The organism is Cohnella sp. GCM10020058 (assembly GCF_042683485.1).
Classification (GTDB): Bacteria; Bacillota; Bacilli; order Paenibacillales; family Paenibacillaceae; genus Cohnella.
In genome coordinates, this window is sequence record NZ_JBHUJV010000013.1 from 443,787 (window position 1) to 467,423 (window position 23,637).

Below are 23,637 nucleotides of genomic sequence, written 5' to 3' on the forward strand. Positions count from 1 at the left end.
GCCCGAAGCAGTCGCAAACACGCGGAAGCAAGCCTTCAGAGCCATGTCAAAAGGCCGCCAGCGGCTCCTTGCACGCGCCGGGCGACCTCTCTCCGTTGGGGTTTAAGTCCGTTTTCAGTACAGCTTGGTGTCGAGACTGTAGCTCTCGAGGTTTTCTTTGACACGCTGCAGGAAACGTCCGCAAATGACGCCGTCGAGTATGCGGTGGTCGAGCGACAGGCAAAGATTGACCATCGAACGGACGCCGATCATGTCGTTGATGACGACAGGCCGCTTGACGATCGATTCGAACGTCAATATCGCAGCTTGCGGATAATTGATGATCGGCTGCGACAGGATCGAGCCGAACGAGCCCGTGTTGTTGACCGTGAACGTACCGCCCTGCATATGATCGAGCTTGAGCTTGCCGTGACGCGCGCGGTTTGCCAGGTCGTCGATCTCGTGCGCGATGCCGGCGATGTTCTTTTGGTCGGCGTTCTTGATGACCGGCGTTACGACGGAATCCTCGGTGCCGACCGCCAGCGCCATGTTGATGTCGCGCTTGACGATGATCTTGTCCGTTGCCCATACCGAGTTCATGATCGGATAATCCTTGATCGCGCCGACGGCTGCCTTGACGAGGAACGGCATATACGTCAGGTTGATGCCTTCGGTGCGCTTGAATTCGTCCTTGAGCTTGCTGCGAAGCACGACGAGATTGGTCACGTCCACCTCGATCATCGTCCAGGCGTGCGGAATCTCGGTCACGCTCTGGCGCATGCGAGTTGCGATCGTATTGCGAATCGGGGTTACGTCGATGAAATATTCGCCGCGTCCAGGCACTTCGTGCCCTTCGACCTCGATCGTCGGAATGCGCGGCGATTCGGACAAGTGAAGCCCGCTAGAGCGTACCTGCACGCGCGGATCCATCGGTTCGATCGGCTTCGCGGAGGCCGGCGAAGCCGGTGCCGAAGCCGCCTGCGTCGCTGCTGCCGACGCTGCGGAAACCGCAGTCGGCTGCGATCCCGCAGCGCCGCCGGCCGCCACCGCCGCCAGCACGTCGGCGCGCGTGATGCGGCCGCCCATGCCGGTACCCGCCAAGCGGGCAAGATCGATGCCGTGCTCGGCGGCCAGCTTCAACACGGCCGGCGAATAGCGCTGGCGCATCTCTTGACCTGCAGCGCCGGCTGCGGCATTCGTCGCGGCGGAAGCCGCCGGCCGGTCGCTAGCCTCGCGTTCTGCCGCGCGCACCGCGTCTTCGGTCGGCTGAAGGCCTGCGGCGAGCGCGCCGCCCGGAATCTCGGCGTAGGCGTCGGCCTCCTCCGTCTCGATCAGGCAGATCGCGCTGCCGACTTTCACCGTCTCGCCGTCGCCAGCGAGCACCTTGACCAGCACCCCGCGGGCCGTGGACGGCAGCTCGGCGATCACCTTTTCCGTAATCAGCTCGCAGAGCGGCTCGTACATCTCGACATAGTCGCCCGGCTTTTTCAGCCAACGGTCGACGGTCGCGGTCTCCAGCGATTCGGCCAGCTTCGGCATGATGATTTCGGTAATTTTTTTGCTCAAGTCCGTTCAGCTCCTTCCCGTGACGGTTCTAGTATCGCGCCAGCTCCAGCATGGCGGCCTTCAGCTTTTCCTTGTTCAGCATGAACTGCTTTTCGCCCACCGGATTGTAAGGCATGGCGGGCGCGTCCGGACCGCACAGACGGCGGATCGGCGCGTCGAGATCGTAAAGCATCTCCTCGGCGATGATCGCGGCGACTTCGCCGCCGATCCCGCCGGTCTTGTTGTCCTCGTGAACGATCAGCACCTTGCCGGTGCGCGCGGCCGCCTCGAGGATCCCCTCGCGGTCGAGCGGCTGAATCGTGCGCAGATCGAGGATATGCGCCTCGATGCCTTCCTCGCGGGACAGTTCCTCGGCGGCCTGCATCGCAAAATGAAGCGGCATGCTATAGCTGATGACCGTGATATCGCTGCCTTCGCGCATGACGTTCGCTTTGCCGATCGGTACCGTGTACTCGCCTTCGGGCACCTCGTCGCTCACGAGACGGTAGCATTTTTTATTTTCGAAAAAAATGACGGGATCCGGATCGCGAATCGCGGCGATAAGTAGACCTTTTGCGTCGTAAGCTGTCGCCGGCGCGACGATCTTGAGGCCGGGCGTGCCGAAAAACACCGACTCGGTGCACTGCGAATGGTACAAGCCGCCGAAAACGCCGCCGCCGATCGGCGCGCGGATGACGACGGGGCAGCTCCAGTCGTTGTTCGAGCGGTAGCGGATCTTCGCCGCTTCGCTAATGATCTGATTGGCTGCCGGGAACATAAAATCGGAGTATTGCATCTCGGCGATCGGCTTCATGCCCGCCATCGCGGCGCCGATTGCGACCCCTGCGATCGCGGATTCTGCGAGCGGCGTATCGATCGCCCGATCCTCGCCGAACTGCTGCTGCAGTCCCCTGGTCGTGCCGAAAACGCCGCCCTTGAGACCCACGTCCTCGCCAAGGACGAACACGCTGTCGTCCCGCTCCATCTCTTCCTTCATGGCCAAGCGGATCGCGTCGATATATTCGATAACCGGCATACGTTAGCGCACCTCCCCGTTGTCTTCGGCGTACACGTAGCGGAAAACGTCTTCCGCCGACTGGTACGGCGCCTGCTCGGCGTAAGCCGTCGCTTCGTCGAGCTCCTTGCGGATGCGCTGCTGAAGCGCCTGTTCTTGCGTCTCGGACCAAAGCCCGAGCTCCTCGAGATACGTACGAAACGTGGGCAGCGAGTCTTTCCCGCGGTTTTCGTCGACCTCTTCCTTGGTACGGTAAGCCATGTCGTTGTCCGACGTCGAGTGCGGCGTGACGCGGTAAGTCATAATCTCAACCAGCGTCGGCCCTTCGCCCGCCAGCGCGCGTTCGTGCGCCTCGCGGAACACGCGATAGACCTCGAGCGGATCGTGGCCGTCTACCCGGATGCCGGGGAAGCCGTAACCGAGTGCGCGGTCGCTGATGCGGCCGGCTGTCTGCTTGGACAGCGGCACCGAGATCGCATATCCGTTGTTTTCGCAGACGAAAATGACGGGGAGCTTCTGCACGCCCGCGAAGTTGCAGCCTTCATGGAAGTCGCCCTGGTTGCTCGAGCCCTCGCCGAACGAAACGATCGCGACGGACGATTCGCCGCGAATCTTGGAGGCGAGCGCGAAGCCGACCGCGTGCGGCACCTGCGTCGTCACTGGACTCGAGCCCGTGGCGATGCGCAATCGGCGGCAGCCGAAGTGAGCGGACATCTGGCGTCCGGCGCTGTTCGGGTCCTCGCCCTTGCCGAAGAGCGCCAGCATCAGCTCCTTGACGGTCATACCGATCGCCAGCACCAGCCCGTAATCCCTGTAGTAGGGCAGGAACCAATCTTTCTCGAGATCCATGGCAAACCCCATCGCCACCTGCGACGGCTCCTGCGTAATGCCCGATATATGGAAGTTCACCTTCCCGGCGCGCTGCAGCACTTGGCCGCGTTCGTCGAACTTGCGCGCGAGCATCATCGTCTCGTACATGGCGACGGCCCGCTCGTCGGTCAATCCCAGCGCATGATGACGCGCTTGTTGATCCAAGCTGCCCTTTTGGGTCATGAAGCGTCCCTCCCGGCTCTTCGTTTTAGAATTTCGTTTTTTAGAGTTGTCGTTAGTGTTATAACCTGGTCTTAATACTTGAACCTAGAACCTATTATACAGCGGCATGTTCGAAAAAGAAACCGCAGGCTCAGTCGGTTAATCGAGCAGCCGCGGGAGCTTCTCTCAAGCCCGTCCCCGCAACGCAAAACGGTCCCGCCTGAATAACCGGCGAAACCGCGAACGCGAAGCGCCGCGGCGGGTGCCGGGCTCTTCTTCCTTTATGAACCGTGGGACGCCGAACCGGAGACGGCTTGCATCACTTCCTGCATCGCCTCTGACAGGGTCGGATGCGGATGAATGGCACGGCCGATCTCCCAAGGCACGGCGTCCAGCAGCTTCGCTAGCGAAGCCTCGGCGATCAGATCGGTCGCATGAGGACCGACGAGATGCACGCCCAGCAGATCGCCCGTCTTGCGGTCGGCGACCGCCTTCGCGAAGCCTTCGGGCTCGCCCTGCACGAGCGCCTTGCCGAAAATGCGCATGGGCAGCTTGACAGCGCGCGTCTCGAAGCCGGCCGCCTTGGCTGCCGCCTCGGTCCAGCCGATGGCAGCCGCCTCCGGCCGGCTGTAGATGGCCCGCGGCACATCCCGGTCGGGCGTGCGGGGAATCGGCTGACCGAGAATATGGGCAACCGCGACCTCCGCCTCGTGCATCGCCGCATGCGCCAGCTGCACGCCGCCGATAACGTCCCCGACGGCGTAAATGTGCGGCTCGCCGGTCTGCAGCGTCGCCGGGTTGACCGTCACGAAGCCGCCGCTCGCCTTGACGTCCGTATTTTCGAAGCCGAGGTTCTCGACGTTGCCGACGCGTCCGACGGAGACGAGCATGCGCTCCGCCTCGAGCGTCTCGGCGTCGCCGGCAGCCGTCTCGATGCGTACGGAGACGCCCCCCTCTGCCGAAACGCAGGACGAAGCGTCCAGCTTGGCGCCCAGGCGCAGCTTCACGCCGCGCTTCTCGAGCTGGCGGGCCAGCTCCGACGAGATATCCTTGTCTTCGCCGGGTAGCAGACGGTCTGCCGTCTCGACAAGCGTCACCGCCGTGCCGAAGTCGACGAGCAGCGACGCCCACTCGACACCGATGACGCCGCCGCCGACGATGATCGCGCTGGCCGGCCGCGACGGCCACGTCAATGCTTCGTCGCTCGTAACGACATTCATTCCGTCATACGGCAGCCCTTCAAGTTTGCGCGGACGCGATCCCGTCGCCAGGATCAGATGCCGGGGCACGACGGTCTCCGACTCTCCGTCCTCGAGCTCTACGGCAATCGCGCCGCCGCGCGGCGAAAAGATCGACGGGCCGGTCAGCCGGCCGGCGCCGCGGATGACCTGGATCCGATTTTGCTTCATCAGTGCCTCTACGCCCTTGTGGAGCTGGCCGACGACGTCTTCCTTGCGATTCATGACGGCGCTCCAGTCCACGGTGACGTCATTGGCCGTGGACAGACGGACGCCGTATGCCGCGGCGCCCCGAACCGTCGCGTACACCTCGGCGCTGCGGAGCAGCGTCTTGCTCGGAATACAGCCGCGATGCAGGCAGGTGCCGCCCAGCTTGTCCTTTTCAACAATGGCGACGCTTCGTCCGGCCTGTGCGGCGCGGACGGCGGCCGTATAACCGCCGGGACCGCCTCCGAGAATGGCGACATCGACTTCGATTGGCATGAAGGTACCTCCGGAAAATTAGGTTTTGGAACAGCACGGATATGTATATAGAGCTTGGCGTTGCTTGAATGCACGCCGATGATCGCTTCCAGCTGATCCTCTCATTATAACGCCTCGCGCCTCAACAAAAAAGCTGAGCGCCCGGACGCTTACGCGGCTAAGCAAGATAGAGGAGTCCGCTAGCTCGGGCCTATCGATGAACCGAACACGGAAATAAGGGATCGAACAGAGGCCTTGCTTCCTTTCCTGACTCAGGCGGCGGCGATTCGTGGGCTAGTAAGCGCTTTTCGGCGTGCCGGAGCTTTTCGGAGTTTTTTAGGGGCGGAATACCTGCATTTGTACATGTATTTACTGTAGGCCTGCAGCACTGGATGAAAAGCATGCAAATATGCAGTTAAATGCAAAGTGCAACCCGGAAATCGGGCTGACGGAGGAAAATAGATGCGCTTTTGCATCTTTCGTGTTCAAATAGGTCGATTTCGGCGAAATTAGCTGTATATTTGCAGGCATTGCGGCGGATGAAGGACGCGGGGGATGACCGTCGATCGTCCATTACTCTTGGTTCAGCAAGTAAATCGCAGCGCCTTGCGCGAGTCTCCATCCGTCAATCTGCGGTTTGGCGCCGGTCCGTTACGCAGCGATCGTGACGGAGGACGCGCCCCCTCCCACAAGCGCGCCGGAGCCTTTCGGATACAACTGGCCGTACAAGACGCCGCCCCGCTTGTACAAGATTTGATCGCCTGCCGAAAAGGTCGTGGCATTGACATTTGCCAGCGTCTTCCACGCCAAAGCGGGACTCTTACCCGGATTGGCGTCGTTGCCGCCGACAGAATCGACATAATACATATTTCCCGACGCATGTACCGTGGACGATCCGCCCTCGACCGATGCTACCCCGATTGCAACAGCGAGCAGCATAGCTGCCATGAGCGCGCGCAAAGCTTTTTTCCAAGCTGCCCTAACGTTCATCTTCACTTGCCCTTTCCATTCATATTGGCTTGCATCTCTATGTTAAGCGCTTACATTTCATTGCCGACAGGTGCCCATCGTGGCAAACGGTTTGATCCCTTGCGAATTCCTCATCAAAGACCCCCAGTTACCGCCATTTTTGTTAAAAGCGAACGATCTTGTACGGATTCGTCCTTTCCGTTCTCATTTACATAGACATATTCTCGATAAATCGCTATCATAGGAACATAGAACAGGAAGGTGGACATGACCGTTGAAGCTCGTTATCTCGCGCTTGATCGCCATTCTCTTGCTCGTCGTGCCCGGCCTCGCCGCCGCATACGGCTTCCTGCTGATGAAGGACGCCTTGTTCGATTATTTCGCACAGTTCGGGAATGTCAGCCTGCCCGATCCCCATTTCGACCTTTGGCACTTCCTGCTCGGCTTCGTTTTGTTTCTCGCCGGCGTCGGCTTCATCGGCGGCTGGATCTTTTTCCGCGATCGCAAGCACAACTACGTGTCGCCGCGCTTCCGCGCCAAGCGCCCTCCGCGTCCTCCGCGGGACGGCAGCAAGACGGGCGGCCAATAAATTTTTAGAAGAACAGCGCCTCTTACGGCGCTGTTTCTTTGCGTTCGCGCTTGTCGCGCTTGCCTTACGAAAAGCCGTCATCCGCGGAACCAGCCTTACGGTACGCTCTAGGCGTACAGCCGTAGACCCCGCGGAACAGTTTGATAAAGTAGCTGAAATTGTCGAAGCCCGCCTCCAGCGCGACTTCGGAGATCGTCAGGTCCGATCCGGCGATTCTGCCGGCCGCATACCTGATTCTGTAGCGGTTAAGATATTCGACAGGCGTCTTGCGCATATACGCCTTGAACATGCGGCTGAAGTGGCCCTCGCTCATCCCGGCCACGTGCGCCAGCTCCTTTAGGCTGAGCTTCCGCGCAAAGTTTGTTTCCATATAGGTCAATGCCTGCTTGAGCCGCTCCGCCGCATGGCTCTCGCCTTCATCCGCCGGCGAGCGGGATTGCCACTGCCCGGCGCCGATCAAGTCGGCGATCAGATTGAGCAGCCCCGCCTTCACTCGCAGTTCGCGTGCCGGATCCGGGGCATGCTCCAGCCGCTGAATGGCGGCAAGTGCCTCGATCGCCGCCTCGCCCCATGGCGTCCCGGACGTCCAATAAAGCGGCGGTCCAGAACTGCCGCGCAGCAGCGGACGCAAATATCGCGCGGACATCGCGTCGTCCGGACCGCCGTCGAGCCAGCCGAGATCGAAGACGAGCGCTTCGTACGCGCAGTCTGAAGCTTCGAACGGGTATCCGCCGTGCAGCAAGCCGCCGGGTATGAATAAGGCTTCTCCTGCGGACACTTCATAGGCTGACAGTCCGATCTGGAACACCGCGCGACCGGACGTAACCCTTAAAAATTCGATCTCCTCATGCCAATGAAATTCGAGAATGCCATCCAAGGGCGTACGCGCTTGCTGGTAGAAACCGACCGGAAAGCCCGGCGTGCCGTGCCGGCGGTCCTCTTTTAACAATTTATTGTCCATGGATTCGCCACCGTCTCATAATCGTGTTATTAATAAGCATAATATTGCAAGAAATTCGATAAATCAATCGGTATTATGTTACTAAAAGAGAGCGTTTTCCAAGCACTCGAACAGGAGGTCCGATCTCATGAAATTCAGCAACGGCTATTGGCTGACCCGCGAAGGCTTTGAAGTACTGACGCCTCACGAAGTGCATAGCATCGACATCGCGCCGGACAAATTGACGGTGTTCGCGCCGCATCGCCATCTCGAGCATCGCGGCAACACGCTCAACGAGGCGCTGACGACGATTGAGTTCGATTCACCGCTCCCCGACGTCATTCGCGTGAAGCTTTACCATCACAAAGGCCGCAAACGGCTGTCGCCGGGCTCGTTTCCGCTGACGAGCGGCAATGAGGGCGCTCCCGTAACGATCGAGGACAACGAGGACCGGGTCACGCTGACCAGCGGCGATACGAGCGTCACGATTACAAAGGCGCATCCGCTTCGCATCGCCTACTTTTATAAAGGCCGCAAGCTGACCGGAAGCGGATTCCGCCAGACCGGGTTCGTAAAAGGCGCGGACGGCGTTCATTATTTCCGGGAGCAGCTCGATCTGGCTGTCGGAGAGACAGTATACGGACTCGGCGAACGCTTCTCCGCTTTCGTCAAGAACGGCCAAAGCGTCGATATCTGGAACGAGGACGGCGGCACGGCCTCAGAGCAAGCCTACAAAAACGTGCCATTCTTCGTCACGAACCGCGGCTACGGGGTATTCGTCAACCATCCGGAACTCGTTTCATTTGAGGTCGCTTCGGAAAAAGTATCGAAAACGCAATTCAGCGTGCAGGGCGAACAGCTCGAGTATATGATCATCGGCGGCCATACGCTGAAGGATGTGCTCTCGAATTACACGTCGCTTACCGGCAAGCCCGCACTCCCTCCGTCCTGGACGTTCGGACTGTGGCTGACGACGTCGTTCACGACGAATTACGATGAGGAAACCGTAAACAGCTTCGTGGACGGCATGGCGCAGCGCGACCTCCCGTTGTCCGTCTTTCACTTCGACTGCTTCTGGATGAAGGAATACCATTGGTGCGACTTTGATTGGGACGCGCGCGTATTCCCGGATCCGAAGGGCATGCTTGATCGTTTGAAGGCGAAGGGGCTCAAGATCTGCGTCTGGATCAACTCGTATATCGCCCAGCGCTCCAAGCTGTTCGACGAAGGCATGGCGCACGGCTATCTGCTAAAGCGCAAGGACGGCAGCGTCTGGCAGACCGACTTGTGGCAGTATGGCATGGGCATCGTGGACTTTACGAACCCGGACGCCTGCCGATGGTACGGAGACAAGCTGCGTGCGCTCGTCGATATGGGCGTCGACAGCTTCAAGACCGACTTCGGCGAGCGGATCCCGACTGAAGACGTCGCCTACTTCGACGGCTCGGACCCGCAGCAGATGCATAATTATTACACGCAGCTGTATAACAAGGTCGTATTCGACGTACTCGAGGAGAAAAAGGGGCGCGGCGAAGCGGCGCTGTTCGCCCGGTCGGCGACGGCCGGCGGACAGCAGTTCCCGGTACACTGGGGCGGGGATTGCGAGGCGACGTTCGAATCGATGGCGGAAAGCCTGCGCGGCGGCTTGTCGCTCGGCCTCTCGGGCTTCGGCTTCTGGAGCCACGATATCGGCGGCTTCGAGCAGAGCGCTACGCCTGACCTTTACAAGCGTTGGGTCGCCTTCGGACTGCTGTCCAGCCACAGCCGCCTGCACGGCAGCACCTCGTACCGGGTGCCGTGGCTGTTCGACGAAGAAGCGGTCGACGTACTCCGCCGTTTTACCAAGCTGAAGGCAAGCCTCATGCCGTACCTGTTTGCCCAGGCAGCCGATTCCAGCAGGATCGGTCTGCCGATGATGCGGGCGATGCTGCTCGAGTTCGGCGAAGACCCGGCCTGCGATTATCTGGATCGTCAGTACATGCTCGGCGACTCCCTGCTCGTATCGCCGATCTTCAATAGCGAAGGCGAATCGGCCTATTACTTGCCGAAGGGCAAATGGACGCACTTCCTGACCGGCGAAGTCGTCGAAGGCGGCTCGTGGCATCGCGAGACTTACGACTACATGAGTCTGCCGCTATATGCGCGCGAAGGATCGCTCATCGCGGTCAGCACGACCGACGACCGGCCGGATTACGATTATACGGATGCCGTAACGCTGCACTTGTTCGAGCTCGGCGACGGCGCATCCGCCTCCGCCGATATCGTCGGAGAAGACGGCGCAGCACGTCTCACCGTCACGGCCGTGCGCAGCGGCGGCACGATTACGGTCTCCGCATCGGGCGACGCCGCAGGTAGCGCCGACTGGTCGATCCAGCTGCGCGGGATCGAGGCGGTACGCGCCGTCTCCGGCGGCAAGGCGTCGGCAGCGAAGGACGGACTCGGACTGAACGTGCACCGTTCGCAAGGCGATGGCAGCATAACGATCGAGCTTTAAAACTTGCATTGAAGCAACGAAGGAGCCGTCCTCTTGTCAGAGGGGCGGCTCCTTCGTTTTATCGAATCGCTATCCCATTTTACATGGACAACACTTTCTTCGCGGATGTCATCTTCGCCGCTAAACAGCTGCCCAGCATAACCGCCTGCGAAAGCTTAACACAGCCAGTCTTCATCTGGCCCGCGCCAGTAAATAAATAAAATACGGCGCGCCGATGATCGCGACGATGATGCCCGTCGGCGTGTCGGAGATTCGGCTGATCGTGTCCGCCGCGATCAGAAGCACGCTGCCCGATAATGCCGACGCAGCCAGCAAAATCTCGTGCCTCGAGCCGACGAGCCTTCTGGCGAGATGCGGCCCGATCAGCCCGATGAAGCTGATCGCGCCGCCGACGGCGACGCAGCTGCCTGCGAGCGCGACCGCCGCGAGGAGCAGCAGCAGCCGTTCGCGCTGCAGCCGGGCGCCCAGACCCACGGACAAGTGATCGCCCAGGCTTAGCACGTTCAGCGTTCTGGCCTTTGACAAGACAAATGGGATAAATATCGCCATCCAAGGGAGCAGCGTCAGGACAAACTTCCAATTGGCGCCCCACAGACTGCCGGCGAGCCAGGTCGCGGCGAACTGGTATTGCTCAGGGTTGAGGCGCATCGTCAGGACAATAATTGCCGCGCTGATGCCCGCCTGCACCGCGATGCCCACGAGGATGAGACGCATCACGGAAACGCCGTCCGATTTTTTGTAGGCGAGAAAGTAAACGGTCGCGCCCGCCGCCGCCGCGCCGAAAAATGCAAGGAACGGCAGCGTGTAAGGCGGAGCAGCGCTAATGGAAGGACGCAGCGCGACGAACATGATGACCATGAGGCTCGCACCTGCATTGACGCCGATAAGACCTGGATCCGCGAGCGGATTGCGCGTGATGCCCTGCAGGATGCATCCGGCAAGCGCGAAGCCGGCGCCGACGAGCACCGAGATAACGATACGCGGCAGTCTGAATTGGAACAGAATGAGCGCTTGCTTGTCCGTGCCGAAGCCCAAAAGCGTTTTGCCGACGTCAAGCGGACTGAGCCGTATGTATCCGGTGTTCATGCTGATTACGAAAACGACGACGACGAGCAGCGCCAATCCGACGACCGTGGACCATGCCTTCGCTCTTCGTTTGGTGTCCGAGGCTGCATAGATCGATTTCGCGGCCATCACAGCTCCCTCCTTTCGCGTCTGGCCAGATACAGGAGGAACGGCACGCCAATGATGGCGATAAGCGCGCCGACAGGCGTCTCGGAGCCCGGACGCACCATTCTGGCGCCCAGATCCGCGAGCACGAACAACAATGCCCCCAGGATGGCCGAGCATGGAATGATCCATCGGTAGCTGACGCCGACCAGATAGCGGGTAATATGCGGCACCATCAGCCCGATAAAGCTCACGAAGCCGACGACCGCCACGGATGCGCCCGCCAGGATCAGAATGATGATGGCACCGATAAACTTAATCAGGCCGACACGCACGCCGATGCCCGCTGCCGTCTCTTCGCCGAGGCTAAGCAGCGTGATGTACCGAGCCAGCACCATGGACGCCAGCAAGCCGCCGCCGATCCACCACAGAATGACGTCCACCTGCGCCCATCGGACGCCTGCGGCGCCGCCGAACAGCCAGAAATCCAGGCTCTGCCCGATCCGATACTTCAAGGCGATGCCTTCGCTGATTGCGAGCAGCAGTGCCGAAACGGCCGAGCCGGCCAGCGCCAGTCGGACCGGCGTCAGACCGCCCCGCGACAGACTGCCCAGGCCGTAGATCAGCGCCGTTGCGCCTGCAGCGCCGGCGAACGACATCCAGATCAACTGATTGAACAGCAGATGCGGGATAAACGCAAAGCTGATCGCCAGCATGAAGCCTGCGCCCGCGTTAATCCCGAGTAGTCCGGGGTCGGCCAGCGGATTGCGTGTCATGCCCTGCATGACGGAGCCGGCGACAGCGAATGCTGCCCCCGTGAGCGCGCAAGCAAGCGTACGAGGCATCCGCAACGAGCGGATAATCTGATGATCCGTCAGATCTTTATTAAAGTGCCGGATTGCTTCCCAGACGACGGATAAACTGATATCCTTGGCTCCGATCGAGATGGATAAAGCCATGGAAAATGCGAGCAGCGCCAAGCCGCCTATCAAGATGACGGACGCTGCCAGAGGCCGGGTGCGAAGCCTCTTCGTCGAAGCTGCCGCACCCTCCCCGTTCGAAACTGTTGCCATAGGTTCAATACCTGCCTCGACTCTAACGTTAAATGACTACCGTGCTGCGCTGAATTGAGCTTGGTGAAGACGGCTGTAAATACCGCCCGTCCGTACGAGTTCTTCATGCCTGCCTTGCTCCGCAATGCCGTCCTCCGTAACGACGACGATGCGGTCCGCGTCCTTGATGGTAGCGAGCCGATGCGCGATCACAAGCGTCGTACGGCCTTCGGAAAGCTCGGACAACGATTGCTGGATCGCAGCTTCCGTCTCGGTATCGAGTGCGGAGGTCGCTTCGTCGAGGATCAGGATCGGCGGATTTTTCAGGAACATGCGCGCGATGGCGAGCCGCTGCTTCTGACCGCCGGACAGCTTCACGCCGCGTTCGCCGATGATCGTATCCAGACCAAGCGGCTGCGCGCGGATGAAGTCCTCGAGCTTCGCTCTGCGCGCGGCCATCCAGATTTCCTCTTCGTCAGCGCCCAGCTTGCCGTAAGCAATATTTTCCCGTACCGTCCCTGAGAAAAGAAAGACGTCCTGCTGCACGACGCCGATCTGTCTTCGCAGCGAAGCGAGCTTCATCCGGCGGATATCGATGCCGTCAATCGTGATCGAGCCGCCGGACACCTCGTAGAAGCGCGGCAGCAAGCTGCACAGCGTCGTCTTCCCCGCGCCCGACGGACCGACGAACGCGATTGTCTCTCCCGCCCGAATAGACAGGTTGATGCCGCTCAATGCCTGCGTATGCGACTCATAACCGAACGATACGTTCTGGTAGCGTATTTCGCCGACGAGCTTGCGTACGTCGACCGCATCGTCCGCGTCGGACACGTCGGGCTCGGTATCCATAAGCTCGACGTACCTTTTGAATCCGGCGATGCCTTTCGGATACAGCTCGATAACCGCGTTGATTTTCTCGATCGGTCTGAACAGCACGTTGGTCAGCAAAATAAACGCCAGAAATTCGCCGTAATGGAGTTCGCCCCGAATGACGAACCAGGCGCCCGCGACCATAACAACCAGCGATACGAGACGCATCAACATATAGCTTGCAGTCGAGCTGCGCGCCAAAATCTTGTAGCCGAGCAGCTTAGCCTTCCGGAACAACTGATTGTTGACCTTGAACAGCGACATCTCGTGTTCTTCGTTGCCGAACGCTTGCACGACGCGGATGCCCCCGATATTGTCTTCGACCCGGGCGTTGTAATCTCCCATGCTGCCGAACATTTTGTTCATCGCGCCGGTCATTCTGCCGTTGAAATAGATCGAGAGCACGATCATGACGGGAACGGTGGCGAAGGTGATGATCGCCATCTCCGGATGGATGTACAGCATGAGACCGAACGCGCCGGCCAGCGTCATGACGGCGATGAACACGTCTTCAGGACCGTGGTGGGCGACTTCGCCGATGTCCATCAGATCGGTGGACATGCGGGACATCAAATGGCCGGTCTTTGTATTGTCGTAGAACTTGAAGGATAGCTTCTGCAAATGCGCGAACAGGTTGCGGCGCATATCGGTCTCGATGTTAATTCCGAGCATATGTCCCCAGTAGGTCACGACGAATTGCATAAAGGCGTTGATCACGTATACGGCGAGAAGGCCTCCGCACGCCCACAGGATGGGTTGCCAATCCTTGCTCGGCAAAAGCTTGTCGACAACATGGTTCAGCGCGAGCGGAAAGCCAAGCTCCAGGAGCGCCGCAAAAATCGCACAGCAAAAATCGAGATAAAACAGCCCTTTATAAGGTTTGTAATAAGACATAAAACGGCGAATCAAATCCATTTCCTCCCATGGACGGCAGCCGGTTAACGTTAGCTCCGCCGTTTGCGTCTGCGCTCCGACCGTCGAAACGCGATGTGACCAGCATACCCCGCCCGATCCGGGTTACACAAGGACGAATGCGCATGTTTCAATGATAATGAATATCATTCTTGATTTCAATCATTTTTGACAAATGAATTTTGAACGCCAAACAAAACCGCCGCCTCTCCGAAGAGAAAGCGGCGGCTTGTCTTGAAGCCATCGGTAAGATGGACGCAGTTGAAAGCTTATTGGCTTGCGCTGGCGGAAGCCGACGCGGATGCGGCCGGGGAAGACCCAGGCGATGCGGATGCGGACGCGGACGGTTCTTCTTTCTTCGTCAGCAGGTTTTCGTAGCCTGCATCCTTTTTAGCCGTTTCAATCCACTCGGATGCGCCCTCGTTCACTTTCTCGTCGAGATAAGCGGACTTGACCTTGTCCTTAACCGAGTCGTACGTAGCCGACACGGCGTCCTTGTGGTCCGTGACGAGTATGATGTGGAAGCCGTTCGGCGATTCGACGACGCCGCTCATCTCGTTTTTCTTAAGCTTAAAGGCAGCCGTCTCGAACTGCTCGTTCATAACGCCTTTGCCGAAGAAGCCTAGATCGCCGCCATTGGCCTGTGAGCCGGTGTCGGTCGACTTCTCCTTCGCGACCGTCGCAAAGTCCGCGCCGCCTTTAAGATCCTTGAGGACAGCTTCGGCTTCCTCTTTGGTTGCCAGCAAAATATGCGAGGCGCGAACCTGCTCGGCCGTATCGAAGTTGGCTTTGTTCTTATCGAAATAGGCTTTGAGATCCTCTTCCTTAGGCGCCAGCTTCTTTTCGAAAATCGCGCGAAGCTCGACTTGCGGCAGAATCTGGTTTTTTTTGTAAGCCTCTAGCGTCGTGCCGCTCGAAGACAATGCGTTTTCAAAATCGGCGTCCGTCGCGAAGTTGTATTGCGCCTTGATCTTGACGACTTCCTGATCGACGGCTTCCTGTGCAGCCGCTTCGGTCAGGCCCGCTTTCTCGGCTTCGCCTTCGATCAGCTTCAGCGTCATGTAGTTGTCAAGCATGGAGCCTGCCTGGTCCTTGCCGACCTGATCGTACATCACCGTATAAAAGTCCGACTTGGTGATGTCCTTCCCGTTTAACGTGCCGACCGCGCCTTTAAGGGTATCGCCGCCATCATTCTGGCGAATCAATACGACAGCAAGCGCGATGACCGCGATGACGGCGACGATCCAAGGCACGATGACCGATGCTTTGGATCCTGCAGCCGCCGGCGTGTTTGCAGCGGGTTCCACTGCCGATACAGGAACCTCCGGCGCGATATCTTCTTTGTACGAGTCGGCCGGTTCTGCCGCATCATCGATGGATTCTACACGCGTTTGATCGCTATTGTCGTCCGAAGCCCCATCCCTTCTGGCTGGGTTGTTCGGGTCCTTTTCCAAGTCGCTCATTCCTATTATTCCTCCTCAAATGTTAACGAATCATTCATCCACTATATCAAATTATGGACAAGATACCTTAAATCCAGCTAAAAATTGAAGCGCGAACGGATAAATTCGAGCGCCTTGCGATTTTGGTCGCCGCCAACCGCATGTCCCTGAAACGGGTAAACCTCGATCCGCTTGTCCGTTTCGATCCGGTTGTAGGCCGCGAATATCGTTTCTGGCATCGTGACCGGGTCCTTAAGACCGACCGAGACAAGCAGCGGAATGCGAATGCGGTGCGCCAGGTTCATCATGTCGAAGTAGCTGAGCGTCCGCAGCACCTGTTCGAGCTTGTCCGGAAAACGATTCAAGAAGTCGGCGGCTTCGGTGAGCGAGCTGGTTGAGTTCAAAATGCCGAAATCCATATGGCACATGTTAGGGATATGCGCAATTGCGATCGAGGGAACCTCGGACAACGCTGCGGCAAGGAGCGCAAGTCCTCCCCCCTGGCTGCCTCCCATTACGCATATGCGTCCGGCGTCGACTTCCGGTTGGGCGGCAGCCCACTCGAGCGCCTTCAGCGCATCAAGCGAGATCGCTTTATAGTAACATTCGTCTTTGTCCAAAATGTTTTGCGTCAGCCATCCGCGCGTCATTCCGTGCCGCTGCGCGAGCAAATTGCCCGTATCTCCGCCTTGACCGCGAATATCTATTGCGAATGCGGCAATGCCCATCATCGCATACTGCGCCAAGTCTTCGGGATATCCCTTGCTGCCCGTATAGCCGTGATAAAGAACGACGCAAGGGAGTTTCGCATCGATCGGCCTGTTACTCGGCAAAATGAACCAGCCGTGGATGCGGGTGCTGTCGAAGCCTTCATATTCGACTTTATACGCTTCCATGCCGGAAAGCGGCGTCTCTGTCAACTGCCGCGTGCCGTTAAGCGGCTTAGCTTGCGCAGCCGAGAGCGTATCGTTCCAAAAGGATTCTAAATCCGGTTCCGCTGTCAACGCCGGACGGTACTGCTCAAGATCGGCGATGCGTCTTTCGATCGCATGATTCATTTTGCATGACCCCCTTGTTTCTATTGCCTAGTCTCGCGTTCACCAATTGGACACAACAGGCCTATCTTACCATCCTATACCAACAGTGTCGACAATAAATAACGCCGCCACATCGTCGGCTGCAAGCATCCGATGATGTAGCGGCGTGTCAGAAACAATTGCGCGAACGTACGATTCGCTTTATTTCGCCCCGTTTCCTAGCTAACCTTGTGCTCGATCCGAAGTTTGTCGGCCACCATCGCGATGAACTCGGAGTTCGTCGGCTTGGACTTGGCGATATTGATCGCTCGGAGCCCGCGTCCTGACGGCAATCTGTCGGAGTTTCAGACGTAACCCTTTTCGCGATTCCAATAAACTTTACGCGTGTCTATCGGAAGCCCTAACGTAACCTTTATCGCTAAGGAGATGCCGATAAATATGAAACGTAGTGAACCGAAGTTTGGATTCGTCAGCCGGCGCAGTCCCGCGGTTAAATTCGATATGGAAACTCAGCTTCAGCGATTTTTGGACGCAAAGCGTTTAGCCAAACGGTCTAATGAGACGATCGACGCGTATTCACAGGCGCTTGGTCAATTTCGTAAATGGCACGCTGAAAAAGGGGCTCCTCCAATTGACTCGGAGTTCATACGGGACTACATACGTTTCCTCTCATTTGAGAAGACGCGCTGGGACGATCATCCTACGAGTCCGAGCGCTGGCGTAGGTCTCTCCGCGAGAACAGTTAACAATGTGATACGAAATATGAAGATATTTTTCAACTATCTCGTCTCGGAGCGTGTTATTAATGACACTCCTCTCGATTCAATCGATTATCAGACGGAGGAAAAGGAAACCTTCGAGGTCTTTACGGATGAGGATGTATTAAAATTACTCTCCGCGCCAAATCGCAGAGTCTACACAGGCCGCCGCGATTACTGTATGATGCTCGTTTTAATTGACGGAGGTCTTCGCATAGGTGAGCTAACTAACCTCCGTAAAACGGATATCAACCTTAAGCTGCGTCAAATCGTCGTTCGTGGTGAGATTGCGAAAACTAAGACTACGCGGGTAGTCCCTATGTCCCAACGCACGATAAAAGAATTGGAAACGCTCATTAACTATATGGATACGGGTGAGGATGACTACGTTTGGTTAACGCAATTTGGGGAGAGATATTACGGGGATTCCTTTGCGAAGTTGCTGAAGATGTACGCTAAGAGGGCCGGAGTAACCGGTGTCCGAGTATCTCCGCATACCTTCCGTCATTATATGGCGGTGAAGTTCCTACGTGAAGGCGGCGATCCTATGGCACTAGCGCGAATTCTCGGACACACCTCGCTGAATATGACGCAAGTTTACGTAAGATTCACCGGTACAGACTTGCGCGAGCAACACGATAAGGCATCGCCCGTTACGAATCTGATCGACGATGGCAACGATCGCAAGCGCGGTAAGCACAAGTTTAGATAAACGAAAAAAAAGCCCGTATGATCCACGATATTATTCGCAGACCATACGGGCTCTTATTATTGAAGGAACGCGGAAATGGAATTCAAAGGTATTTTTGATGCGTAGATTTGTGTCGGACCTGATTCGGCGGCTCCTCGATACCCCCTTGGGGGGTCACGCCGTCCCGTCGCTTCAGGACGCAGCTTGCTGGAACCTTCCCATCGTACCGATCGATTTATGCATCCTTATACATAACTAACGTCATAAAATCCACATTTTGTGAAGTAGTCACATTTCAAGAACCGCGTCATTACGCGCTTTTTCTGATGCGCAACAGTATTCGAATATGCATCGTTTATGCATAACACTGAGAACCCGCGTCCTTATACGTTTTGATACGAAATGACACGCAGGCACATTATGTACCCCCCTCTCCGTTTATGCATCGTTTATGCATCGGCCGATCGCATGATTAAGACGTGATTGCCCGGTCGCTGGCGTCGTGTTTGAAAAATTCCGGATAGACGCGCGCCGGAGGCTCCGTGCAGATAATTTCGGATAGAATCCAGTAATGTAACGGTCTATCCCGTCCGCTCAACGCTTCTCCGGCGCGTGTATACGAAAGAATCCGAAGACTTATACGAATCCACTTGCGTTAAAGAACCACACGTGGTCCTCTAGCGTAGTTAGCGCGAACTTATCCTTGAGCTCACGTTCCCTCTTGCGCATCACCTTCGCCGTCTCCTTACGCAATTCCCTCGCGAAGTCAGGACGATGCCGCCAACGGTATAACGTCATCCTACTTACGCCAAGCTCCGCAGCTACATCCCCGTAATTGACGTGCAGACCGGCGAGTTGCTTAATCGCGCGTCTATGTTCCGGCTGAAGCGGTAGGCGACGAGAGGGTCGTTTACGCAGGCTCCGACGTTTGGTCCGACGATACGGTCGCGGCATCTGTCGTAGCTCCCCTCGCTCTCAGAGCTTCTACGCGCGCCTTCAACGCTTCGATGTCCGTTGGCCTTTGTTCAATCGCAGTCGACCGAAGCTCAAGCTTATCCGTCAACATCCCGTTAATTTGTAGTGCAAGCTTAGCGCCGGCGGCGTTTCGATCCGCGATAGCCATCGAAGTAACTGCCGCGACGATATCCGGCAAATCATCGCGAGCATAACGGACGATCTGGCGAAGCAACTCCTGTTCGAATACGGGATCACGCTGCCAATTGTAGATTGTAGCTTTGCTTACGCGACATTCTGCGGCAATTTCTTCGATTGACGGCCGCTGTGCTTTCGGAAATGCGAGAAATTGAATCGCGGTTAGCTGGGCCGCGCTTAGTGTTTGTGATACCATATAATCCCTCCGTGTACGTTTTGCCCTATAATAGGTTTGTTTATCTTATTGCAACGCTAATCTTACACATCCTAATCGAGAGTAGCGGTCGCTAAGCATCGTTACAGACGCTTGGTCCCAACGCTTAACGACTGTAATATACTGCGTCAATAGCCGGCGTACGCGATGATTTGCCGAGCGATCGCGTCGATATCCGAATCCTTACGTACGGTCATCGACTGCACGTTAACCGTAACGTTCGGGGCAGCCTTCTTTCCGGATTGCTCCGCGCGCCAATCGGACGCTTCCGTTTTAGTAAGGACCGCTTCGTCGCGGTGCAAGCGCGATACATATCCGTTGTATGGCACGCGGTCTAGACCGGACGCGTTAGAACCATCAACCTCCGAGTTGCCGCCGCCGAATACAAACGACTTTACCGCGCTAAATCCCTTCTTGGCGATGGTAGCCGGTAACTGCGCAGGAGAAAAGCTATTTGCTTTCTGAACTACGCTGGCGACATCGTTCAGTTTAGTGATATTCTTCGGATTTTTTACGGCGTCCATTACGGAATTGCCGATCCCCTCCGCAATACCTGCCGCTATCTTCGACCCGATGTCAATGCCGATCTTTGCGAGAATGGGGCCGCTCACTTCGACCGCACTAGCCATGACATTGATAACACGAGAAGTCGCGTCGATAATTGCTTGCCTGCCGCCCGATTCATACCACGCATTAAATGAGTCCATCAACTTACCGAAAATAAACTCGATCTTCTGTTTAACGGTAGGAAGCTGTGAAAACTCCGGATTGTTGATGAAATTTTCCTTGATGTACGCTTTCGCCTTGTTGACCGCGTTTTCCATGCCGGCCGTAATTTGCGGAGTATATTTCGTAACATAATCCGCGGCGGCGTTCGCGAGTTTCTTTAGAATTGGTAGCGTCGGCATCAACGCAGAAATTTGCAAGGTGTCAATTGCGCTACGGAACTGTTCGACTGCCCCTGCCGCGTTGTTCAGCTTCTTCTGTGCGACGTCTAGCGCAGTTACTTTCGACATTTCCTTTCGGAAACTATCTACTCCTTCTGCGCCCTTTTCGTAAAGGATATTCGCGGCTCTCACAGCGTCCGTGCCGAATAGTGTTTCGAGCGCAAGGGATCGTTGCTGATTCGTCAACTTGGCGAGTCTATTATGCAGCAAGCCAGCAATATCACGCATTTCCTTGATGTTTCCCTTCGCATCATAGAACGCGTTAGAACCCTTCGAGGTCATTAGGCCAAGCGCTTTAAACAACTTAATTTGATCCTTCGTAGTGGGCTGCAGATTCTGCAACATCGTTTTCAGTGAAGTACCTGCGTCAGATCCCTCGATACCTTTATTTGCGAACAAGCCAATTGCAATGCTTGTATCTTCTAACGTTAGCCCTAGTCCAGCCGCTACGGCAGATACTTGTGCAAGACCCGTTTTTATCTCGGAGACTCCTGTTGCTGACGCGTTCGCGGTCCCTGCGAGAATATCCGCAGCTCTTGCCGCAGCTAGTCCGTCATTACTGAATGCGTTGAGGGACGTAGACATAATCGCAGCAGCATCGGCGAGATTAAGCTCACCTGCCGTTGCTAGGTTTAACGCGGCTTCGAGTGCTCCCGACTGTACTTTTGCCGGCGTAATGCCCGCCTTCAGCAACTCTTCGATTCCTTGCGCAGCTTCAAATGCGCTGTACTTCGTGTTCGCGCCCATCTTCAATGCGAGGTCTTGCATATTCGTCATTTCCGCCGCCGTTGCGCCGGTTAGCGCTTGAATCGTAGATAACTCTGACTCAAAATCCATCGCTTTCTTTACACTGTTTGTCGCGATCGCTGCTGCGGAGAAGGTCGCGCCCAATCCAGCTACTGCTACGCCAGCCCCGAGAAGTTTACTTGTTAAATTAGTCGCGCCAAGTGCGGCCTTTTTTAGTCCCGACGTCATCATATCGTCGAGGCGCAGCCGCGCAAGTAAATCAATCACTATTCTCCGCCACCTTTGCGTCTAACGCCCTTGCTGCAGCGTCCCACTGAACCGCTGCGACGTACATTTCCTGTATTTTCGTATGAAAATCCGCTGTTTCCGCTTCTGCTGCATCGACCGCCGCAACTGACGCAATAAACTCACGCATTGTAACGCCAAGCCTGCGCAGTAATAGTTTTTTGGATCGTATAAACAACGCGGCTGCGTTTGTCATAACCGCGTACTCACGCGGGAACAGTTCGCGGAATTTAAATTTCCCCGGTCGGTTATATTCGAGAATCTGCACCAAGACCGCGCCAGCTATCCGTATCGCCTCTAATGCTCCTATCTCTTTCTGCGTAACCTTCACGCGCTCACCTCCGTAAATTTGCGTAATGAAAAAGACGGCCCGTTATGGACCGCCTACTTCGAGTTCTTTCTTAAGCTCTGCTATCTGACGATCAGTTTCCGCAATTCGGAAGCCACCGACAACTAACGGACCACTTGTACCAGTAGACCCGTCTTTGTACCTAACCTCTACCGGAGGATATCGCGCTATTAGTCGATCGCGTTCCACCATAAGGTCACGGATAAACAACGCCTTCTGAAGATTATTCACCGATCTGAATCCGCAACGCGTAGCCCAGGTTGGAAGCGCGCATACTCTGTTCGTGTCGAGATTGTCGCGATTGGCTGTCCGGATTGAACGAGACATACGCTTCTTTCGCAAAAAATTCGTGCGACGAGTTGAGATGACGCTGATATTCCTGCCCGAACATTTCTTGCACCGTTGTCCCCAATGAGTGAACGTTAAATAGCGAGGGGTTCGCCTCGCTCGCTTTCGCCGCTTCAAGGATTTCGCGGGCTTCGCTCACTTCATCCGTGTCGTGGCTCGTTTTGAGCCGCTGAAACAGCGTCGATAACTGCGCCCGCACCTCCGAATCAGATCCCGGAGCGCCAATAATACTCGACGCCAGCGTACCGTATTCCTCACGAAATACCCCCGCGAGATAAGGATCGTCAAGCTTACCGGCAAACTCCGACAACTTAGCTAGCCCTCGTCCCGCGTTTGGCGAAAGTAGAAGCTCCGTCTTCAGCTCGCGGAGATCAGCTTCAAATTTCGCTACTTTTTCCGCCTTCGGTTTCTTGACCGCGGAGTTGATAAAGGATTCAGCGGCCGTAACTGCGCTGCGTAAATAACCGAGGTATTCACTACGACGCTTATGGACCGCCTGCATAAACTCCATCCCAATAACGCCGCGAATCTCGTCTTTTACGATCTGCCGGCCTTCCTCATTCAACCCTTTGTTACGGGAAATCTTTGCGTTCTCCTCGTAGAACCGGTTACGGAACCCCAACACAAACGTAGCGCCATTCTGTCTAAGTTCGAAAGCTTGATTATAGCTATCACGTGCTTGCTGTAATTTGGTCATTTAACTTCTCCTTTAGTTTGAAGTACGCTTAACGCCGGCTGGCAACGATTTACGGTCATGAACGCAACTAAGGTCGTCATTAGTGATTTGCGGCAGATCGCGAAGTGTTGCGACTTCGTGCGTCGTCAACCAACCGTCAGGTCCACGCATTGACCCGGCCTTATCTCTCATATCGTTATAAAGCGGTGCGTATTTACGGCGCAGTTCGTAGAAGTCGAGGACAGCGTTCAGGTACGTTTCACGCGCAGCCGCCATACGCTCCGTAATCGGCTTTAGCTCCTTATCGCGGACTTGCGCGCGGTATGGCCCATTCCATTCCTGCACGAGCTGGACCGGAGTGATGCGGTCTACCTCGCCGGCCTCTCGTGCAAAGTCGTAAGCTTTTGTCCGCTCTAACTCGGCCGCCGCTAGTTCGCGTTCTGCCTCCGTAATGTCTGCGCGCGTCCTGGTCTTATCTACTTTGCGATCTTTACCCGTAGCGAACTCTTCACGCAGAATGGCGGCTTGCTGCGCTTTGAGATCGGCTAGTCTCGTACCGGCTTCGCGCGCTTTCTGCTCGTACCGTTCGATGACACCTCGGAATTTCTCGCCCTGCACGTCATACTTCTCTTTCAGATCAAATTTTTGCATCGATTAACATCCCCTTGGTTTAGTTTTTAAGTCACCGCCAGATTGACGGTCGCTTCGTTTCGACTTCCGTATT

Annotated in this window: 20 protein-coding genes and 1 pseudogene; 3 read left to right on the plus strand and 18 right to left on the minus strand. The window is 56.7% G+C overall.

From position 1 onward, the window contains the following. Window positions 1-114 precede the first annotated feature (114 nt). The 5 genes from ACFSR7_RS23530 to ACFSR7_RS23550 all read right to left on the minus strand — a co-directional run bounded on the left by ACFSR7_RS23530 (window position 115) and on the right by ACFSR7_RS23550 (window position 6,261). Complete coding sequence (locus ACFSR7_RS23530) at window positions 115-1,518, minus strand: dihydrolipoamide acetyltransferase family protein (protein WP_378166102.1); 1,404 nt, start codon at window positions 1,516-1,518, stop codon at window positions 115-117. 55 nt (window positions 1,519-1,573) lie between these two features. Beyond that, on the minus strand, window positions 1,574-2,560 hold the full coding sequence (locus ACFSR7_RS23535; RefSeq protein ID WP_378165780.1) for an alpha-ketoacid dehydrogenase subunit beta: 987 nt from the start codon (window positions 2,558-2,560) through the stop codon (window positions 1,574-1,576). A gap of 3 nt (window positions 2,561-2,563) precedes the next feature. After that, a complete protein-coding gene (locus ACFSR7_RS23540) occupies window positions 2,564-3,592 on the minus strand; it encodes a thiamine pyrophosphate-dependent dehydrogenase E1 component subunit alpha (protein ID WP_378165781.1) in 1,029 nt (342 codons plus the stop codon). A 260-nt stretch (window positions 3,593-3,852) separates the two neighbouring features. After that, window positions 3,853-5,292, minus strand: coding sequence for a dihydrolipoyl dehydrogenase (gene lpdA, locus ACFSR7_RS23545; RefSeq protein ID WP_378165783.1), 1,440 nt, complete (start codon window positions 5,290-5,292; stop codon window positions 3,853-3,855). A gap of 630 nt (window positions 5,293-5,922) precedes the next feature. Then, window positions 5,923-6,261 carry a hypothetical protein gene (locus tag ACFSR7_RS23550; protein ID WP_378165785.1) on the minus strand — a complete coding sequence of 113 codons (339 nt, stop codon included), beginning with the start codon at window positions 6,259-6,261 and terminating at the stop codon, window positions 5,923-5,925. Between the two features lie 253 nt (window positions 6,262-6,514). Between ACFSR7_RS23550 and ACFSR7_RS23555 the strand changes: the two genes are divergently transcribed. Further along, window positions 6,515-6,829 carry a DUF2627 domain-containing protein gene (locus tag ACFSR7_RS23555; protein ID WP_282908316.1) on the plus strand — a complete coding sequence of 105 codons (315 nt, stop codon included), beginning with the start codon at window positions 6,515-6,517 and terminating at the stop codon, window positions 6,827-6,829. Window positions 6,830-6,893: 64 nt separating this feature from the next. Here ACFSR7_RS23555 and ACFSR7_RS23560 read toward each other — a convergent pair whose 3' ends face one another. Next, window positions 6,894-7,790 (minus strand): helix-turn-helix domain-containing protein, encoded by an 897-nt coding sequence (locus tag ACFSR7_RS23560; RefSeq protein ID WP_378165787.1) that lies wholly within the window; start codon window positions 7,788-7,790, stop codon window positions 6,894-6,896. A 127-nt stretch (window positions 7,791-7,917) separates the two neighbouring features. Here ACFSR7_RS23560 and yicI point away from each other — a divergent pair, with 127 nt between their 5' ends. Continuing rightward, window positions 7,918-10,263, plus strand: coding sequence for an alpha-xylosidase (gene yicI / locus ACFSR7_RS23565; protein ID WP_378165789.1), 2,346 nt, complete (start codon window positions 7,918-7,920; stop codon window positions 10,261-10,263). Window positions 10,264-10,434: 171 nt separating this feature from the next. On the opposite strand, the gene ACFSR7_RS23570 is transcribed toward yicI, so the two are convergent. The 6 genes and pseudogenes from ACFSR7_RS23570 to ACFSR7_RS23595 form a co-directional block, all read right to left on the minus strand. After that, window positions 10,435-11,457, minus strand: a complete 1,023-nt coding sequence (locus ACFSR7_RS23570) for a FecCD family ABC transporter permease (RefSeq protein ID WP_378165791.1) — start codon at window positions 11,455-11,457, stop codon at window positions 10,435-10,437. Next, on the minus strand, window positions 11,457-12,506 hold the full coding sequence (locus ACFSR7_RS23575) for a FecCD family ABC transporter permease (RefSeq protein WP_378165793.1): 1,050 nt from the start codon (window positions 12,504-12,506) through the stop codon (window positions 11,457-11,459). Before ACFSR7_RS23575 ends, ACFSR7_RS23570 begins: the two co-directional genes overlap by 1 nt. Window positions 12,507-12,542: 36 nt before the next feature. Next, the gene (locus ACFSR7_RS23580) at window positions 12,543-14,264 is read right to left on the minus strand and encodes an ABC transporter ATP-binding protein (protein ID WP_378165795.1); all 1,722 of its coding nucleotides are present in this window, start codon (window positions 14,262-14,264) and stop codon (window positions 12,543-12,545) included. Between the two features lie 272 nt (window positions 14,265-14,536). After that, a complete protein-coding gene (locus tag ACFSR7_RS23585) occupies window positions 14,537-15,730 on the minus strand; it encodes a peptidylprolyl isomerase (RefSeq protein WP_378165797.1) in 1,194 nt (397 codons plus the stop codon). Window positions 15,731-15,807: 77 nt separating this feature from the next. Beyond that, window positions 15,808-16,767 (minus strand): acetylxylan esterase, encoded by a 960-nt coding sequence (locus ACFSR7_RS23590; protein WP_378165799.1) that lies wholly within the window; start codon window positions 16,765-16,767, stop codon window positions 15,808-15,810. Window positions 16,768-16,964: 197 nt separating this feature from the next. Beyond that, window positions 16,965-17,051, minus strand: a pseudogene (locus tag ACFSR7_RS23595) (sporulation transcription factor Spo0A); the annotation flags it as partial. A 133-nt stretch (window positions 17,052-17,184) separates the two neighbouring features. On the opposite strand from ACFSR7_RS23595, the gene ACFSR7_RS23600 reads away from it, so the two are divergent. Beyond that, window positions 17,185-18,216, plus strand: coding sequence for a tyrosine-type recombinase/integrase (locus ACFSR7_RS23600; RefSeq protein ID WP_378165801.1), 1,032 nt, complete (start codon window positions 17,185-17,187; stop codon window positions 18,214-18,216). A 615-nt stretch (window positions 18,217-18,831) separates the two neighbouring features. On the opposite strand, the gene ACFSR7_RS23605 is transcribed toward ACFSR7_RS23600, so the two are convergent. From ACFSR7_RS23605 to ACFSR7_RS23630, 6 genes are all read right to left on the minus strand, one after another. Further along, window positions 18,832-19,149, minus strand: a complete 318-nt coding sequence (locus tag ACFSR7_RS23605) for a phBC6A51 family helix-turn-helix protein (RefSeq protein WP_378165803.1) — start codon at window positions 19,147-19,149, stop codon at window positions 18,832-18,834. Further along, the gene (locus ACFSR7_RS23610) at window positions 19,106-19,543 is read right to left on the minus strand and encodes a phBC6A51 family helix-turn-helix protein (RefSeq protein ID WP_378165805.1); all 438 of its coding nucleotides are present in this window, start codon (window positions 19,541-19,543) and stop codon (window positions 19,106-19,108) included. The genes ACFSR7_RS23605 and ACFSR7_RS23610 overlap by 44 nt, the downstream gene beginning before the upstream one ends. 146 nt (window positions 19,544-19,689) lie before the next feature. Beyond that, window positions 19,690-21,522, minus strand: a complete 1,833-nt coding sequence (locus tag ACFSR7_RS23615; protein ID WP_378165807.1) for a phage tail tape measure protein — start codon at window positions 21,520-21,522, stop codon at window positions 19,690-19,692. Then, window positions 21,515-21,871, minus strand: coding sequence for a hypothetical protein (locus ACFSR7_RS23620; RefSeq protein ID WP_378165809.1), 357 nt, complete (start codon window positions 21,869-21,871; stop codon window positions 21,515-21,517). The genes ACFSR7_RS23615 and ACFSR7_RS23620 overlap by 8 nt, the downstream gene beginning before the upstream one ends. Window positions 21,872-22,112: 241 nt before the next feature. Next, entirely contained in the window at window positions 22,113-22,934 is an 822-nt protein-coding gene (locus ACFSR7_RS23625) for a hypothetical protein (RefSeq protein WP_378165811.1), read from the minus strand. A gap of 12 nt (window positions 22,935-22,946) precedes the next feature. Then, a complete protein-coding gene (locus ACFSR7_RS23630) occupies window positions 22,947-23,564 on the minus strand; it encodes a hypothetical protein (protein WP_378165813.1) in 618 nt (205 codons plus the stop codon). Between the last annotated feature and the right edge of the window lie 73 nt (window positions 23,565-23,637).